Raw genomic sequence first — 16,798 nt, 5'->3', positions numbered from 1 at the left:
TGATGCAGGAAACACTGTAGGTGGAGCAACAGGTGATGCAGGAAACACTGTAGGTGGAGCAACTAGTTCAGGAAACAGTAACGGTAACGGAAACGGTAATGGTAATGTAAAAATTTCTTCGAAGTTAAAAAATGATAATCTAAATGCTCTGGAAGATCTAGAAAAACAAAATCATATGAAAAATCTTAAGTCTTTAGCAAAAGATAACATGAATTTGGATAATAGTCTAAAGAAGCTTTTGAAGACAGATAACGGAATAGCAATTGTAAAAGAAGTAATAAAAAACAAGGGTAACGGAAACGGTAATGGTAACGGAAACGGTAATGGTAACGGAAACGGTAATGGTAACGGAAACGGTAATGGTAACGGAAACGGTAATGAAAATGGTAATAAATTTGGATTAAAGTTCAAAAATGGTCAAACACAAATTGTAGTGGAGCTATCAAAGATTAATCCAAAACTCTTAGAAAAATTAATGTCTAAAGGTCAGATTGATGTAATGTCAGGTTCTCTTGTACAAATGACTTTGAATGTTGAAAATCTGAACGAAGTTATGGCTATGTCTGAAGTAGACTTTATTCGAACTCCAGTTTCACTAACAGATGTAAACAAGCCAATATTTTATGATATTAAATCAAATTATGTAGATGTCATACCTAATGAAGAAATTTTAGGTAGTTTGAATGATCTAGTATCCAAAGAAAATCAATTATCTAAAAATACAATAAAAGAATATTCAGGCATAGAGAAACAAATTGAAGGTATTCAAACTAAGATAGTTTCAGAGCTATCAAAATTAGATGGTGAATCCTCAAATGAGAGAACTTCAAGTCAAGTTACATACAACTTGTACAAAATTTACAAAGAAAACAAGTTAGAAATTGCTTCACTGGAAAAGTCAATCAATGAAGAAATCATCAAAATTACAGGCGAAGAATCTACCAATAATGAGATAAATGAAGATAACAACGCTGATGCTGAATCTAGTGAAAGAACAATTGAATCTAGTGAAGAATCAATAGAATCTACAGACAGTACTGAAAACTCCAAGTCAATCGAAGAAAGTTCTGATTCAGAAGTAAAAGATTCCAATACTGAGACACGCCAGTTAGAATCATCTACTGATGAAAGTAGAAAAGCGAGAACCAGTTCAAGTTCTGATTCCACAAAACAAGATAATGTTTCAGATGATAGCTCAATTAAAAAAGATACACGAAGTTTAAGCAAAAATCTTAGTGATGTAGAAGTTAAAAAATATGAGAAATTAATTCAATTACAAAATAAACTTGAAAAACTTTCCCAATTAGAAGGCATCATCAAAGAAGAAAGATTTGATCACAAAGTTTCAGAAGGCGTCTATTCAATAAATGCAGATATTGTTCATACAAAAGGCATCACAGGCAAAGATGTCAAAGTTGCAGTTCTGGACCTTAGTTTTGATTTATCCAATGAAAAGATTGCAAACAACATCGCTGACTCTAAATCATTTAGAGGTGGTTCATCAGGATTATGGACACAGCAACATCACGATGGAAGCAATGATTCGGAGCACGGAACAGCAGTAGCTGAAATCATCACCGATGTTGCACCAGATGCTGACTTGTATCTATATGAGATGGATACTGACGTAGAGTTTGTTGCCGCAGTCGATGAGGCAATTGCAAATGAAGTAGATGTCATTGCGATGGCAGCAGGATGGCCCAACTTACCAACTGATGGAACCAGTCACATTACAAAGAAGGTAGAAGAAGCAATATCACATGGAATTACATTTGTTGTTCCTTCTGGAAATTTTGCTGAAAAACACTGGGAAGGAAACTTTGTTGATTCAAACCTAAATGCATGGCATGAATTTGATGAGTACGACGAAGGCATGTCGATATCCGTATCAAAAAGCCAGGTCTTGACCCAACAACCGATTATGGTTTACCTGAACTGGAACAACCCACTAAAGGATGTTACAGACTTTGACTTGATACTACTTGATCCAACAGGAAATATCGTAGACTATTCTGCTAATATTCAAAAAGTTCAATCCGATAGAAGCTTTGAAAGCATTCACTTTGTTCCACAGATGGAAGGACTGTATGCAATCGGCATTTCCTATGCAGGCAACCAACTTGATGGCGACTTGACAGCTGCAAACATTCCACGAGATACGATTCTAGAGGTCTTTTCAGTAAATAATGTAGTAGAGTATCCAATTGCTAAAAGTAGCGTGGTAGTTCCTGCAGATGCAAGAGGTGCCATCGTAGTCGGTGCAGTAAATAGTCAAAATGGTAAGACAGAATCATTTAGCTCACAAGGTCCAACAAACCACGGTAAACTAGCCCCACATGTAGTAGGCCCAGATGGTGTAACTACACTTGCATACAAGGGAGACTTGTTCTACGGAACATCTGCAACAACGCCATATGTGGCAGGATTGGCTACGTTGATGCTTCAAGGAAATCAAGATGCATCACCAGTAGATGTGCTAGAACAAATGAAATCCAATACAGTAAAAACTACAACTGAGGCATCAAATGATATTGGTTACGGAATGATTGATGCATCATTTTTAGCAAACAAAAACTAATTTTTTAAGATAAATATTTTCCATATTATTATCTAGTGTGAACTAGGATCTAAAAATCAAAAATGTGTGTAACTGCATTACAAACAAGACTATACTAGTAATTCTGATTCATACTATACAATGAACACTACAACACAGACTGAATGGTTTGGAAAAAAACTACTTAGTATGATGATAATTGCAGGTGTATCTATTTCTGGTGTATCCTTTTTTGTTTTGGATTCTGGAATGGATAATGTAACTTCACAGAATACAACATTATGTGATAATGGCTTGTGCTATGATTCACACACTGATTCGATACCAGTAGGAACCTACGTTCAGCAACATGCTGAAGTTGGGACAGTCCAAGTAATGCAAAAAACTGAGGACTTGTCTTCACTGAAACTATTCAATAAAGGACCAAAGTATGAAGTAGATGACTTTACAGCCACAATCTATCCGGCAAAAGACAGTTTTGTTAGGGAAGGAATTCGAAATTCCAATGAAGGCTCAAATGACATACTTCGAGTGATGGGTCAAGGCGAGACAAATAACAGAGCATTGATTGCATTTAATCAAGATGATCTAGAAGCAGTAACCCAAGGAAAATCACTCAAATCCGCTACACTAAAGCTTTTTGTAATTAGCAATGACGGGAAATGGTCAGATTCACAAACCATCAACATCCATGCCCTTGGTGCCAATTGGGATGAGGGAAAAAGCATGAATGCCCCATTTAGCAGCCTAGTAGGCGAACAGACAGGAGTAACATGGGATTGCTCTACACAAACAGACTGTGCAAGTTGGAATGGAGGAGTTTTTAACCCAGCACCAACTGCTGCAACAAGTATCAACAATTCAGTAAATGGACAATGGATAGAATTTGACGTAACTGGCGACATTGAAGCATTTCTTTCTGGAATGGAAAACAATGGCTGGATCATCATGAAGAGTAACGAAGACCAACCAGGCAGAATCAACTTTGCTGCAAGAGAAGCACAAAGTAACACTCCACAATTAGAATTGACTTTTGCTTAAGTTAATTTTTTTTATTTTGATTTTTTGATACTGATTTTAGGCATTTAGGATACGGTTGTCTGTAAAAAATTACAAACAGAAGTTTTTGATTAGATATTTCCTATTAGTTATATGAATAAAGACAACATGCCAAAATTTAATTTGATTAGAGAAGTCTCCATTTACGATAAAGATTTGAGATATGATTTTTTTTCTCAAAAAAATATAGAGTTAGATGAAAAGCTAACTATTCACAATTTAGAAAAAATAGAGGGAGAACTATGCAACCTAACCTGTTAATCGTTGATGATGATTTAGATACTGTGGAGATCTTCAAAGAATTTCTAGAGATCAAAGGATTCAATGTGATTGGAACGGGCAAAAATGGTAAAGAAGCTGTAGAGAAATACCAAGAGCTAAAACCTTCCGTTGTGTTACTTGATGTAATGATGCCAGAATATGATGGATTTTATGGATTGCAAGGAATAAGAAAAGTTGATCCAAATGCAAATGTCATAATGGTGACAGCAGACAAAACTACCATTACTGAAGAGAGATTAAGAGAGCTTAATGCCAGCGATATACTTTACAAGCCGTATGAAATTGATGATGTAATTTCTGCAATTAACAAGGCTGTTATTGGTTCTTTAAAAATTTCATGTTAAGATTCTAACAGGCAAGCACCAAAAACTCCTGCAGAGTCACCAAGCTTATTTTGTAAAATTGGAGTATCAATCAGATCACTGAACACGCATTCGTAAACAAAATTCTTACCCTCATCATACAGAAATGGAATGTTTGAAACTCCGCCACCCAAAACAATAGCATCTGGATCAAGTATGTCAATTACATTTGCAACAGAGCGCCCAAAATTTTCTAAGAATTCTGTTTTCCATAGTGTAGATTTATCATCAAAGCCGCTATTTTGAATAATTTCAGGCAATTTTTGATTCTTTCCAGTAATTTCAAGCCATTTTTTCTCTAATGCAGGACCTGAGATGTATGTTTCAACGCATCCATTTTTTCCGCAGTAACACTTGTTTCCATTTGTGTGTAAAATGTGATGCCCCCATTCTCCAGCAATATTTGTCCGTCCATGATGGATTTTCCCATCAATTACAATACCTCCACCTACACCAGTTCCCATTATAACGCCAAAGACAATTCCAAAATTTTTTGCAGCACCCATTGTTGCCTCGGCAATTGCAAAACAGTTTGCATCATTATCCATAGAAATTTTTTGTCCTAATCTTGATTCAAGATCTTCTTTTAGAGACTTGCCAATCAAGCATTGTGTGTTGCTATTTTTTATTAGACCTGTTTTCTTTGAAATTGCTCCAGGAGTACAAATTCCTATACTGCAAGATTCAGTCTTTAACTCCTGAATCAGATTTGAAATTGATTCCAAAATTTTTTCATAGTCATTTTGCGGTGTAGGAATTCTCTTTCTCTGTATAACTTGAAAATTTTCGTCTACAAGAATTGATTCAATCTTTGTTCCTCCTAGATCTACACCTAATCTATTCACAGTAATCTAGATGAAACAGTTGGCTTAAGTTTTGATAATTTATCCCATTGGTGGCATTCCAGGATGACCGCCGCCACCTGAACCGCCAGATACTGCAATTACATCATCGATTCTTAGAATCATGCATGCAGCCTCGGTAGCAGATTTTACGATTTGCTCTTTTACTGCAACTGGCTCTACGACATCAATTGCTAGCATGTCTGCAATCTTTGTATTTCTAGCGTCAATACCTGTCCATTTTCTACCTTGGCTTTGCTTTGCTCTTAGATTTGCCATGGTATCAATTGGATCCATACCTGCATTTTCAGCAATGGTTAATGGTATAGTTTCAAGTGCTTCAGCATATTTTTTGATTGCAAGCTGTTCTCTTCCATCAAAGCTATCTGCCCATTCTTTTAGTTGGGTTGCTACATATGCTTCTGGTGCGCCGCCACCTGCTACAATGGCAGGTTTTTCAATGACATCTTTGACAACCATTAATGCATCATGAATAGAACGATCAACTTCATCTACTACTCTTTGAGAGCCACCTCTCATCAATAGAGTTACAGATTGTGGATTTCTACATCCCTCAATGAATACCCATTTATCAGATTCAACCTTCTTTTGTTGAACTAGTTCAGCGCTACCAAGATCTTTTTCTGTAAGATCATCAAGGTTTGTAGTAACTCTACCACCGGTAGCTTTACCAAGTTTAGTCATATCACTTTCTTTAACTCGTCTAACAGCCAAGATTCCGTGTTTTGCAAGATAATGCTGTGCAATGTCGTCAATTCCTTTTTGACATAACAAAACGTTTGCACCTACATCGTGAATTTTATCTACCATCTGTTTTAGCATTCTGTTTTCTTCTTCAAGGAACATTTGCATTTGTGTAGGGTCGCTAATTCTAATTTCAGAACTCATCTCAGTTTTTTCAACTTCTAATGCTGCGTTAAGTAAAGCAATTTTTGCGCCCTGAATCTTTGATGGCATTCCGCTGTGAACGACTTCTTTGTCAAGAACAATTCCTTTTACTAGCTGTGTATCCTGTATGGAGCCGCCTGCTTTCTTTTCAACTTTAATGTTGTCAAGATCAACAGAGTATTTTTCTGCCTTTTTAGTAGTGATTTTTAGAATAGAGTCTACTACAAGTTTAGATAAAATGTCACTGTCTTCAGATATTAGTTTAGAATTCATGCTAGTGATTGCAATCTTTAGTAGTGATTCTCTGTCATCAGGCTGAATTTTTTTTGCCATCTCACTTAGAATCTCTAATGTTTTATCGGCTGCTGCTTGATATCCCTCAATAATTACTGATGAATGAACGTCTTTTTTGATCAACTCTTCTGCTTTAGCAAGCAATGCGCCTGCAAAGACTACTGAGGAAGTTGTACCATCTCCAACTTCATTATCAATTGTTTTAGAAATTTCAACCATCATTTTTGCTGCCGGATGTTGGACATCAATCTCTTTGAGAATTGTTGCTCCATCGTTTGTAATTGTAACGTCACCTAAGGAATCAACAAGCATCTTGTCTAATCCACGTGGGCCTAGACTAGTTCTTACTAGATCAGCCACAAGTTTTGCTGCCTGTATGTTGTTTTGCTGTGCGTCTCTTCCTTTCTGTTGAAGGGCGCTTTCCTTTAAAACAAGAACTGGTCCTTGTGGTGTTTGCTGAATTGAAGCCATAAGCTGCTCACAATTCGCTTAATGCCCCTTTTTAAGATTACTTAGTTAATTGGAGAAATGTACGATCTCTTTTTTACATCTACTATTCCAGAATAGAGTATTCGTATCGATGGCAATGCCAAAAATGGCAGAAATAAGGGAATCAGATGGGGTCTTTGAAACTTGCATCCAGCATCAGTAATTGATGAATTTACTGATTCAAACTGCTCAGTTACCTGTTCAAAAGATTCCGAAGAAATGATTCCGCCAATGTTTAGTTCTAGATTGGATTTAATTTTTTTATCCTTTACAACTACAAGACCACCTTGTTCTTTGATCAGATGATTTGCAGCAGTTGCCATATCTTCTTCATTAGACCCTATGACGATTAGATCATTTTCGTGAAAGCTCCACGTGGATGCAAATGCTCCAATATCTGAACCAAAATTTTCGAGAAATCCGATAGTGTGTGTTTTGGTTCCAAATGTCCTATCAAAGGCTGCTACTTTCCAGACATCCTTTTCCTTGGAGGGTAAAACATTATCATTTTTTGTTTCTAGTTCAACAGTTCCTAATTCAGTTATGATCTCTGAATTCATTTTGATTGTGTTGGCAGAGACTGATGATGACTTTGATTTAATCTCAAAGTCTTTGTATGAGAATTTTTTTCTTAGCTTAACAGTTTTTTTAATCCATGGTGGAATGGCTTTCTTTTTGATAGGACTGACAATGCTGCCATTTGAAGCAACAAGTTTTCCTCCAACGAAAACTCTTCGAGGAACTATAGAGGAGAGTTCATCAAATACTAGTAGATCAGCTAGTTTGCCAGGAGCTATACCACCAAGATCTTTTCCTAGATTATAGTAATCAAAACAATTCTTTGAAGCCATGGTAATTGCGTCTATTGGGGACATTCCAAGTTTTATTGCTTCATTGACACAGTGATCAATATGCCCATATTTTTTCAAATCCAAAGGATCAACTCCATCTGAACAAAACATCAGTCTGTCAATGTAAGTCCCATGGGATAAAACTCGAGGAATAATTTCTTTAAGATCTCGTCTAATAGAACCTTCTCTCATCATCACCCACATGCCAAGACGCAGTCTCTCCAAAACTTGATCAAAGTTTATTGGCTCATGACATGACAAAATTCCAGATGAAATGTATGCATTGAGTTTTTTATCAGATGCGCCAGCAGTGTGTCCATTAATTATACAGTCAGCCTCAAGCATTAGTGATAATGACTTCATAGTTTTTGGATCCTTATTGGTAACTTTGGTCCATGAAAAAACCTCCCCTAAACCTAAAACATTTGGTAATTTTATTGCTGATTTTTGTTGCGACAAACTTAGTGTTTTACTGTGACTAAATTTTCCGTCAACAGGTAATCCTCCTGGAACAACATTGAAGATTCTAATTGGTAGTTTTTCACATTGTTTCACAAATTCTCTAAAGCCTTGATAACCACACGCACTTACAATGTCAATTGGATCAGAAAATAGCGATGTGACACCACATAGTAAGGATTTTTTGGCAAGCTCTGATGGTAGAAAGAACTGATCAATGTGAATGTGAGGATCTGCAAATCCTGGAGAGATGAACTTGTCATTTAGATCAATAATGGTAGTGTTTGCTCCAGAAGCATGCGAAGCGTCTTGCCCTACATATGCAATTCTATCATTAATGATTGCAATTTGAGAATTATTGATTACTTCGCGTGTGTAAACATTAACCAAAGAACAATTTTTGAAAATTAGATCTGCCTTTTTGTTGCCCATTGCTACCGAGTTGAGAGAAGAAATTGATTTTGCCAGAGTACTCATTAGATCAAATTGTTTCTGCGCCTAAATTAAGATTCAATGCTTAAATTACCGAAAAATGGGATTTTTTTCAATGAACTACCCCAAGGTAATAAAACGATATTGCCCAAAGTGCAAGAAACACACTGCACAAAAGGTCTCAATATACAAGGCCGGTAAGCGAAGAGCATCTGCAATAGGTGAACGCAGGCACGCTGAAGACAAAAAGGGGTATGGTGGACAGAAATTCCCAAAATTAGCAAAGCCAGCAAAAGTTACCAAAAAGGTAACACGTATGCTAACATGTCCAGAATGCAAGAAAAAATTCAACACCTATGGAATTAGAATAAAGAAATTTGAGTTGGTGGCAGCATGAAGAAGAATCACATTCCAGTTCCAAAACCAAGTAGCAAGTTTCAAAAAGTTGAATGTAAAGAATGCGGGGAGACACAAGTTGTATTTTCTCATTCATCAACATCAGTAACCTGTAATTCATGTGGAAATATCATTGCAAAACCTACTGGGGCTATTGCAAAAATTCACGGAAAGATTTCAGGCAGTGCCGAGTAAATCATAATCCTGTTTAGTGTTTAAATTAAAGGCTATTCGTTTATCATCAAGAATTTTGAATGATTCTACAACAGAATAAAAATTTGTAATTTTTGATGCATCGACGATAGATACCCCAGAGTAATAGCAATCTACTCCATCAACTACAATTGGAGCAGCAGATGAAATATTCAAAGATTCTAAGAATCCTTTTGTGATTACAAAACTTGTCCATTTGGAGCCATCATATGATTCTATAATTTGTTTGATGATTGAATCGTCTAAAAACGGAAGATCTCCAGATACTACCAATACAACTTGATCAAGTGATTGAAGAATTGAATTGAGATCGTTTGCATATCCTTTTCCAGATGTTTGAATAATTGGTATCCCAGATTCTTTTAACAATTTTTGAGTTTTTGGAGAGTTTGAACTGGTAGCGGCAAAAATTTTTTCAAGACTGTTAGAATTTTTTAAAGCATCAATTACATGCAGTATCACTGGTTTTCTATATGTTAACAAAAGTTTTTCATCAGGCATTTCCATGCGGGTTCCTTTACCACCAGCCATTACTAGTCCAATCATAATGAAACAAAAATCAATAGAGAAGATAATCTAGTTAATTCATTTGTAGCGCCAAGTACATCACCGGTAATACCTCCAAAGCTTCTACTAGATATAGCAACTAGAAACATAGTGAATGAAATTCCTACTGCAAAGGCAACCATACCAGTACTACCTCCAAAAATTAGTAGTGGAGTCAATGTAAAAAGAAAGGCCATGCCTAGTTTTCTTTTATCTTTCATTAGTTGAAGGAATGGGGAATTAGAACCTAGAGCAGCAGACTGGCCTATACTGGCCATAAGAACCATGGAAAATTTTGCAATGATTTCGCTAAATAGAAGAGCCCTAAACAATTCAAAACCATTTGATAAGGATATTGCCACTACCATTCCTATCAGATACATTACAATGGCAACAATTCCAGCAGAACCAGTGGAAAGATCTTTCATTGCGGCAAGTTTTTTTTCTTTGGTTCCTCTCACCATTAGACCATCAGCAGAATCTGCAAGGCCATCAGTGTGATGAATGCCTGTAATTATTGCAATTGCAGCTACAACGAGTAAACCTACTATTAATGGGTCAACACCTGCTTCAGACAATCCAAATCCAAATCCGCCAATTATTACACCGATTACAATTCCCACTAAAGGAAAGAGGTACATGTAACGGGCAATAGTTTCTAGATTAGCATTTGTTGTTGGAATAATAGTCAGAAAAGAAAAGACAGAACCAATTTCTTTAAGCAAAGAACCACCCTATAGAAGACAACACAATAATTATCGGTATAGTAAAAATTGCGCAAAACAACAAAGAGCTAAGCTTCATCAGTGAAATTGCTGAATGGATCTGTTTTCTTGAAAGCTCAATGTTTCCATCACCTATGTTATAGTGTCCAATTTTTTCTAGCTTTGTGTTAAGTGCACCAGCAAGTGCTGCCATTGGATATCCAGCATTTGGGCTTTCTAATTTTCTGCCATCTCTCATCATTATCCTAAAGGCCGAACTAGAATCTAACCTCAATAGTTTTGCAGCTAAAACCATCACCAGTCCTGTTAATCTAGATGGAATGAAGTTTAAGATTTTATCACAATTTGCGCCAAACCATCCAATGTTTCTAAACATATTATTTCGATAACCTACCATAGAGTCAATTGTGTTAATGGTTCTGTACAAAAATGCCCCTAATAGACCAAATATTGAGTAATAAAACAAAGGCCCAGTTACTCCATCTACTGTATTTTCAGAAACACTCTCTAAAACTCCGGATAAGATGTGGTTTTTATCCAATTCGCTAGTATTCCTTTTTACAATCATGGATAGATGTCCACGTGCTGCTTCGATGTCATCCCTTTCAACAGAATCAACCACAGATAGTGCATGCTTTTCCATTCCTTTAATTGCAATAGTTGTCTTGAGTAAAATTGAGCCAAAAATAATTCCAAGAGCGACACTAAAGAAATCATTTCCAAGTGATTCTATGCCAAAAAGATAACCGTAAACCAGTATAGAAACTACGAAGCATGATGCTAGTACAATAATTATTCCCCCCATTCGTTCAGTTGTGTCATTATCAGATTTCATGATTGGTACCATTCTTCCAATGAATCTCCCTATCCAAGCAGTAGGATGATATCTTGAGCGGGGATCTCCAAATATGAAATCAATTCCAAGTGCAGCCAGCACAATCACTATGGATTCAAAGATCATCGTACCATCCTCTCAATTGCTTTAATGTTTAGATTTTGCTGGATTAATTTACTAAGTTTATTGATCTCGCCATCGATCTTATTGATTGTCTTTTTATTCCAAATGACTGGTTTTGTTATTTTTCCTAGAGAATCTTCTTCAGGCAAGCTAACGGTAGTTTTTGGTATTACGCCCAACATTGGAATACCGGTATATTTTTTCAATTTGGAAAATCCAGGTCTTAGAATTTCTGGGTCTCCAAGAAATTTGTTTAAGACAAATCCTTTGATGAGTTTTTGGTATTTTTTTTCTATGAGTTGAAATGTTCCCATTAAACTGGCAAATGAGCCCCCGCGTTCAATGTCAGATATTAACAAAACAGAGGCATTTGCCAGATTTGCTATTCTCATATTGGCAATATCATAGGACTGAAGATTGATTTCGGCAGGAGAGCCTGCACCTTCAATTATTACCAAGTCTGAATTTTTTTGTAGATGGTTTAATGCAGTTTTTGCAACGACTAGTCCTCTAGTATTTACAAACTTGTGATAGTAATCGCTTGCATGCATTTTTTTGAATTTTTTACCATTCAAGTATACATCGCTAAGATAATTTCCAAGTGGTTTTAACAAGATTGGATTTAACTCAGGTGTAATTTCACATCTAGCCGCTATAGCTTGAATGGCTTGGGCTCTAGATATCTCAAAGTCTTTTGTCTTGTATGAGAAATTTGACATGTTTTGAGATTTGAATGGGGATACGGAAAGTCCCTTATCAGAAAATATTCTACATAGGGCTGTAACTAGGGTGCTTTTTCCTGCATTTGATGATGTTCCCTGAACCATTAATGCGTGCATGAGATTCTCTTTAGTTGTTTGACAAGAAGTTGGTTTTCATTTCTATTTTTTATTGCTATGCGAATATGATTTTCATCAAGACCTCTAAATGTACTACAGTCACGAATTAGAATATTTTTTTTAAAGAGTTTCTTTTGTAAAATTTTAGATTTTACTTTTGTTTTAATTAGGATAAAATTAGTTTTTGATTCATTACAGTAAAATCCATCAATATTTGAAATATTTTTTCGTAAAAATTCATATTCTTGTCTTATCAATTGATTAGATTTTTTTAGAAATGTTTTATCTTTTAATGATGCAATGGCAGATTCTTGGGCTATTCCACTTACATTCCAAGGTATCTTAAGATTGCTAAGTATTGAAATGATTTTTTTGTTTCCTAATCCATATCCAATTCGTAATCCAGCTAGACCAAATGATTTGGTTAATGATCGTAAAACAAAGAGATTATCAAATTTTGAAATTAATTTAATGATAGTTTCATTAGACTCAGGCACCAACTCGATAAAGCATTCATCAACAAATACAGTAGATGAGTTTTTTTTAGCCCGATTTATTATCAGTTCCATTTTTTTCTTTGGCAGTAAAACTCCGGTTGGATTATTTGGGTTACAAACAAAGACACATCCATTTTTTGGAATTTTTTGTAAAAACTCTTCCAGGTCATCATTAAGATTCATTGTTTTAAAAAATGAAACACAAGATCCTCGAAGTTGCACTGCATTCTCATATTCACTAAATGTTGGTATGGGAATCAAGACAGGAGTTTTTTTGGAGAGAAATGCATGAGCAAAATTGTAGATTATTTCAGTTGCGCCGTTTCCTACTACTATCTGCTCTAATGGAATTTTTGTATATGAATGGATATTCTTGCGAAGCTCAAGGGAGTCAGAATCAGGATAAATTCCAATGGTGTCTAGTTTTTCTTTGATTATTTTTTTGACTAGAGGTGGCGATCCTAAAGGATTGGTGTTTGAGCTAAAATCAAGGATTTTTGATGAATTTCCCCGTACAGAATAAAGGCCCCCATGTGATGCTGGCCTATGACGTATAACATATGGATTACTTGGTTTCACAAAACCGAATAGTCGCTGGGAATATAGTGTGTTTTGGTTAAAAACGGTAAAGGATTATTAATTGAATTGGGTACTTTTTTCATCGTGGATAAGAAAAGAGTTGCAATAGTAGGAGTTACTGGCTCTGTAGGCCAAGAATTTGTCCAATCACTAAAAAACCACCCGTGGTTTGAGGTGACGCAAATTGCTGCATCAGAGCGTTCTGCTGGAAAAAAATACACCGAAGCAATCAGGGATCCTAATTCTGGCATAGTATCTTGGGAAGTAGGCGGTGAGATTCCAGAATATATCAAAGAAATGATAGTCAAAAGAATTGATGAGCTTGATGTTTCACAGTTAGATCTTGTATTTTCTGCAGTAGAATCAGTTGCAGCTAGAGATATTGAAACAAAATTAGCTGCAGATGTACCGGTAATATCAACTAGTTCGGCATATCGCTATGAAGAAGATGTGCCAATTTTAATTCCGGGAATTAACGATGAACAATCAGAATTATTAGAAATTCAAAAGAAAAATAGGAATTGGAAAGGATGGGTAGCACCGCTTCCCAATTGTACAACAACAGGATTAGCAATTACATTAAAGCCATTATACGAAAAATATGGTGCAAAAAAAGTTATGATGACTTCAATGCAGGCAATTTCAGGTGGAGGTCGTGCCCCAGGAGTGTCTGCCATGAACATTACTGACAATATCATTCCGTATATTCCAAAGGAGGAAGGAAAGGTTAGAGTCGAGACAAGAAAGATTCTTGGGAAGCTAATAGATGGAAAAATTGTTGATGCAGACATTAAAGTTAGCTGCACATGTACACGAGTTCCAGTAATTGATGGTCATACAGAATCAGTATTTGTAGAGACATCTCAAGATATCGATCCAATTACTGCAAAGCAGATGTATGATGAATACAACAAACTTATCACTGTAGCTGGCTTACCATCGGCTCCAAAAGATTACTATGCAGTACATGAAGATCCTACGAGACCTCAGCCAAGAATAGAACGAGATGTTGGAGATGGAATGACTACAACTATTGGAAGAGTGGAAAAAGAAGAGTTGTTTGATCACGGACTCAAATACATGCTATTCTCCCACAATAAGAAAATGGGTTCTGCAAAGGGTGCGGTACTATTAGCAGAGATGCTATACAAAAAAGGTAAAATCTAAACAATTATTGAAAATTTTTCAATAATGTGACAAATTCAATAATAGACTTATAAGAAACGGTTAGATCATCGATTCTGGAGAGTTGTTTTGGCAAAAGTTGATGACTTGGATCTAACAATTTTATCTGAATTATCAAATGATGCATCAATTTCTGTTCCACGATTATCAAAAAAAATCAAAGTAAATCCAAGTGTTGTTTATTCAAGAATTAAGAGATTAGTAAAAAGAAAACTCATAGAACGATTCACCATTGTAGTAAATGATCAAGAATTAGGATACCAAGTAAAATCTCTGATTGGAGTAAACATGGATTCTAAAAAAAGAGACAATGTAATTGATGAATTATTCAAGATTGATGGAGTTAGAGAGATTGCAGAGGTTACAGGCAGGTTTGATATTCTAGTAACGGTTTATGCAAAAAGTTTGGATGCAATGCATAAAATTGTCTCAGATAAGATTGGAAAGATTGACGGAGTCATATCATCAGAGTCATTTATCGAGATGAAGACGCGATCAAAAGCAATGCCATATATGCAATCAGATTAGGTGAAAAACAGTGCAAAAACAAAAAACTCAATCTCGATTTTCTGTTTATTACGAACTTAGCAAGCCAAAAATCTGGTATCTTTTAGTTTTCACTGCATTTGGGGCAGCCATTACGGCATCAAACATTTATGATATTCCTATTTCTCCAGCCACTTGGGGATTGATGTTAGGAAGTGTTGCAGCAGGTTCTGCAGCAGCAAATACCCTAACCAACTATCATGACAGAGATATTGATGCAATTATGGATAGAACGAAAGAACGTCCCATTCCATCAGGAAGGGTTACTCCTGAAAATGCACGCAATTTCGGCTATGCGTTAGCAGCAGTATCATTAGTTTTGGCATTTGGAATTTCATTTACAACATCAATGGAGCAAGGATTGTGGGCAACAGCGTTTATCGCATTTGGTTTGTTCAACAATGTTTTGATTTATTCATACGCTCTAAAACGTAGAAGTAGAAGCAATATCATTTTAGGAGGGTTATGCGGTGGTGCCCCTCCATTGATTGGTTGGGTTGCAGTAACTACCTCAGAGATGTGGACTATGGGATTAACAATGGCAGGATTGGTATTCATTTGGATTCCAATGCACATTTGGGCTCTAACATTACACTTTAAGGAAGATTATAACAAAGTTGATGTTCCAATGCTCACAGCAGTCCAGTCTGAAAAAACTTCTGCAAGAGTAATTGCTGCAAGTACAGTAATGATGGTTCTTTTCAGCGTTGTACCCTTCTTTTTGAGTCTGGAGGACGGAACTCCCATGATGGGACAAGTATACTTGTGGACTGCAATAGTATCCGGTGCATTAATGATTGCACTTTCTGCTTGGGTAGTAGCAAAACCTAGTGAAAAGGCATCTTGGATGCTGTTCAAATTTTCTAGCCCATATCTTACAGTGTTGTTTATTGCACTAATGGTTGATTCTGCATTATAGAATTCAGCTTTGTGAACAACTGATAATTTCTTCGCGGGCCTTATAAGCAAAATTTACCTTATTCTTATCATGGTAAGATACAACTCAAAAGAATTTGAAAGACAAGATTTTTCTTGGCAGGATCTGCAGGGATTGTCTTGGATATTCAATGATGAATTTTCAAGTGAAGAACTGAAAAATTCAAAATCCATAGCTTGTGCGTAGAGAAATCTACCTATTTTTTCTTTGATTTAATTCGAAATACCTTTGTGCCACATACAGAGCAGGTTCCCCGTATTGCAGCACGTCCATTTTTCATGATGGTGTCTTTAGGATCTTTAATGTCTCTTTTTTTCTTACATTTTACGCAATAAGCTTGAATGCTAGAAGAGTCAGTTTTTGTTCCTTTGGTGGAAGTTGTTGGTTTACTTGTTTCGGATTCAGGTTCATTTTCGTCAAGTTTTGGTGCATTCTGTAGTGCTTTTTCAAGTTCTAGAATTTGTTTTTCAAGTTCAGATATCTTAGCAACTTGCTCAGATGTATCAGTATGAGTTTCTGGTGAATCATTTACTTGTTTTTCGTCTTCATCAGGAATTTGTGTAGAGATAGATTTTGTTTCTTGTTCAGATTCAAGCTTTTCAATCTGTTTTTTAAGATCTTCTTTTCTTTCTAATTGTTCAGATGTAGCTTCTTCCTCTATGATTTCATCAAATTTTGGTGCATTTGCCTGAATTTCTTCAATTTCGGCAATCTGTTTTTCCAGTTCTGCAACACGAGCAAGCTGTTCTTGCATGGCTTGTTCTTCTCTGGCTTTTTCTTCCTGAGCTTTCTTTGCTTCAGCTTCGGCAATCTGTTTTTCCAGTTCTGCAACACGAGCAAG

General features: G+C 36.0%; 17 protein-coding genes. 8 read left to right on the top strand and 9 right to left on the bottom strand.

Annotation, left to right across the window (positions count from 1 at the left end; translation table 11 throughout):
- The 3 genes from C6988_RS08860 to C6988_RS08850 form a co-directional block, all read left to right on the top strand.
- A partial coding sequence (locus C6988_RS08860; protein WP_182134748.1) for a S8 family serine peptidase occupies positions 1-2,578 on the top strand: 2,578 nt, incomplete at its 5' end.
- Positions 2,579-2,698: 120 nt separating this feature from the next.
- Complete coding sequence (locus tag C6988_RS08855; RefSeq protein WP_182134745.1) at positions 2,699-3,598, top strand: DNRLRE domain-containing protein; 900 nt, start codon at positions 2,699-2,701, stop codon at positions 3,596-3,598.
- Positions 3,599-3,858: 260 nt separating this feature from the next.
- Entirely contained in the window at positions 3,859-4,242 is a 384-nt protein-coding gene (locus C6988_RS08850) for a response regulator (protein WP_182134743.1), read from the top strand.
- Here C6988_RS08850 and C6988_RS08845 read toward each other — a convergent pair.
- Genes C6988_RS08845 through C6988_RS08835 form a run of 3 tightly spaced genes read right to left on the bottom strand, consistent with a single transcriptional unit; the run spans position 4,239 to position 8,536 of the window.
- On the bottom strand, positions 4,239-5,105 hold the full coding sequence (locus tag C6988_RS08845) for an ROK family protein (protein WP_182134741.1): 867 nt from the start codon (positions 5,103-5,105) through the stop codon (positions 4,239-4,241). The two genes, C6988_RS08850 and C6988_RS08845, sit on opposite strands and share 4 nt — an antisense overlap.
- 39 nt (positions 5,106-5,144) lie before the next feature.
- Entirely contained in the window at positions 5,145-6,776 is a 1,632-nt protein-coding gene (thsB, locus tag C6988_RS08840; protein ID WP_182134739.1) for a thermosome subunit beta, read from the bottom strand.
- A 41-nt stretch (positions 6,777-6,817) separates the two neighbouring features.
- Positions 6,818-8,536, bottom strand: coding sequence for an adenine deaminase (locus tag C6988_RS08835; protein WP_182134750.1), 1,719 nt, complete (start codon positions 8,534-8,536; stop codon positions 6,818-6,820).
- Between the two features lie 115 nt (positions 8,537-8,651).
- On the opposite strand from C6988_RS08835, the gene C6988_RS08830 reads away from it, so the two are divergent.
- Positions 8,652-8,933 (top strand): 50S ribosomal protein L44e, encoded by a 282-nt coding sequence (locus C6988_RS08830; protein ID WP_182134737.1) that lies wholly within the window; start codon positions 8,652-8,654, stop codon positions 8,931-8,933.
- Complete coding sequence (locus C6988_RS08825) at positions 8,930-9,127, top strand: 30S ribosomal protein S27e (protein WP_182134735.1); 198 nt, start codon at positions 8,930-8,932, stop codon at positions 9,125-9,127. The genes C6988_RS08830 and C6988_RS08825 overlap by 4 nt, the downstream gene beginning before the upstream one ends.
- Here C6988_RS08825 and C6988_RS08820 read toward each other — a convergent pair.
- Genes C6988_RS08820 through C6988_RS08800 form a run of 5 tightly spaced genes read right to left on the bottom strand, consistent with a single transcriptional unit; the run spans position 9,110 to position 13,289 of the window.
- A complete protein-coding gene (locus C6988_RS08820; protein ID WP_182134733.1) occupies positions 9,110-9,691 on the bottom strand; it encodes an NTP transferase domain-containing protein in 582 nt (193 codons plus the stop codon). The genes C6988_RS08825 and C6988_RS08820 overlap by 18 nt on opposite strands.
- Positions 9,688-10,416, bottom strand: coding sequence for an adenosylcobinamide-GDP ribazoletransferase (cobS, locus tag C6988_RS08815; protein WP_182134731.1), 729 nt, complete (start codon positions 10,414-10,416; stop codon positions 9,688-9,690). The genes C6988_RS08820 and cobS overlap by 4 nt, the downstream gene beginning before the upstream one ends.
- Positions 10,409-11,377, bottom strand: coding sequence for a cobalamin biosynthesis protein (locus C6988_RS08810; RefSeq protein ID WP_182134729.1), 969 nt, complete (start codon positions 11,375-11,377; stop codon positions 10,409-10,411). The genes cobS and C6988_RS08810 overlap by 8 nt, the downstream gene beginning before the upstream one ends.
- Positions 11,374-12,213 carry a cobyric acid synthase gene (locus tag C6988_RS08805; protein WP_182134727.1) on the bottom strand — a complete coding sequence of 280 codons (840 nt, stop codon included), beginning with the start codon at positions 12,211-12,213 and terminating at the stop codon, positions 11,374-11,376. The genes C6988_RS08810 and C6988_RS08805 overlap by 4 nt, the downstream gene beginning before the upstream one ends.
- Positions 12,201-13,289 (bottom strand): pyridoxal phosphate-dependent aminotransferase, encoded by a 1,089-nt coding sequence (locus tag C6988_RS08800; RefSeq protein WP_182134725.1) that lies wholly within the window; start codon positions 13,287-13,289, stop codon positions 12,201-12,203. Before C6988_RS08800 ends, C6988_RS08805 begins: the two co-directional genes overlap by 13 nt.
- A gap of 84 nt (positions 13,290-13,373) precedes the next feature.
- On the opposite strand from C6988_RS08800, the gene asd reads away from it, so the two are divergent.
- The 3 genes from asd to C6988_RS08785 all read left to right on the top strand — a co-directional run bounded on the left by asd (position 13,374) and on the right by C6988_RS08785 (position 15,939).
- The gene (asd, locus tag C6988_RS08795) at positions 13,374-14,456 is read left to right on the top strand and encodes an aspartate-semialdehyde dehydrogenase (RefSeq protein WP_182134723.1); all 1,083 of its coding nucleotides are present in this window, start codon (positions 13,374-13,376) and stop codon (positions 14,454-14,456) included.
- Positions 14,457-14,543: 87 nt separating this feature from the next.
- Entirely contained in the window at positions 14,544-15,002 is a 459-nt protein-coding gene (locus C6988_RS08790; protein ID WP_182134721.1) for an Lrp/AsnC family transcriptional regulator, read from the top strand.
- 10 nt (positions 15,003-15,012) lie between these two features.
- A complete protein-coding gene (locus tag C6988_RS08785) occupies positions 15,013-15,939 on the top strand; it encodes a heme o synthase (protein WP_182134713.1) in 927 nt (308 codons plus the stop codon).
- Between the two features lie 214 nt (positions 15,940-16,153).
- On the opposite strand, the gene C6988_RS11240 is transcribed toward C6988_RS08785, so the two are convergent.
- On the bottom strand, positions 16,154-16,300 hold the full coding sequence (locus tag C6988_RS11240) for a DUF5679 domain-containing protein (RefSeq protein ID WP_342752381.1): 147 nt from the start codon (positions 16,298-16,300) through the stop codon (positions 16,154-16,156).
- Positions 16,301-16,798 lie beyond the last annotated feature (498 nt).

The organism is Nitrosopumilus sp. b1 (assembly GCF_014078545.1).
In the GTDB taxonomy this organism is placed as follows: domain Archaea; phylum Thermoproteota; class Nitrososphaeria; order Nitrososphaerales; family Nitrosopumilaceae; genus PXYB01.
Note: the sequence above shows the minus strand (reverse complement) of the source record. Positions and strands in the feature narration are given on the sequence as shown.

Coding starts and splice junctions, on each gene's coding strand:
- C6988_RS08855 (WP_182134745.1), top strand. CDS start 2,699: ATGAACACTACAACACAGACTGAATGGTTTGGAAAAAAACTACTTAGT.
- C6988_RS08810 (WP_182134729.1), bottom strand. CDS start 11,377: ATGATCTTTGAATCCATAGTGATTGTGCTGGCTGCACTTGGAATTGAT.
- C6988_RS08850 (WP_182134743.1), top strand. CDS start 3,859: ATGCAACCTAACCTGTTAATCGTTGATGATGATTTAGATACTGTGGAG.
- C6988_RS08835 (WP_182134750.1), bottom strand. CDS start 8,536: ATGGGCAACAAAAAGGCAGATCTAATTTTCAAAAATTGTTCTTTGGTT.
- C6988_RS08805 (WP_182134727.1), bottom strand. CDS start 12,213: ATGCACGCATTAATGGTTCAGGGAACATCATCAAATGCAGGAAAAAGC.
- C6988_RS08825 (WP_182134735.1), top strand. CDS start 8,930: ATGAAGAAGAATCACATTCCAGTTCCAAAACCAAGTAGCAAGTTTCAA.
- C6988_RS08830 (WP_182134737.1), top strand. CDS start 8,652: ATGAACTACCCCAAGGTAATAAAACGATATTGCCCAAAGTGCAAGAAA.
- C6988_RS08820 (WP_182134733.1), bottom strand. CDS start 9,691: ATGATTGGACTAGTAATGGCTGGTGGTAAAGGAACCCGCATGGAAATG.
- thsB (WP_182134739.1), bottom strand. CDS start 6,776: ATGGCTTCAATTCAGCAAACACCACAAGGACCAGTTCTTGTTTTAAAG.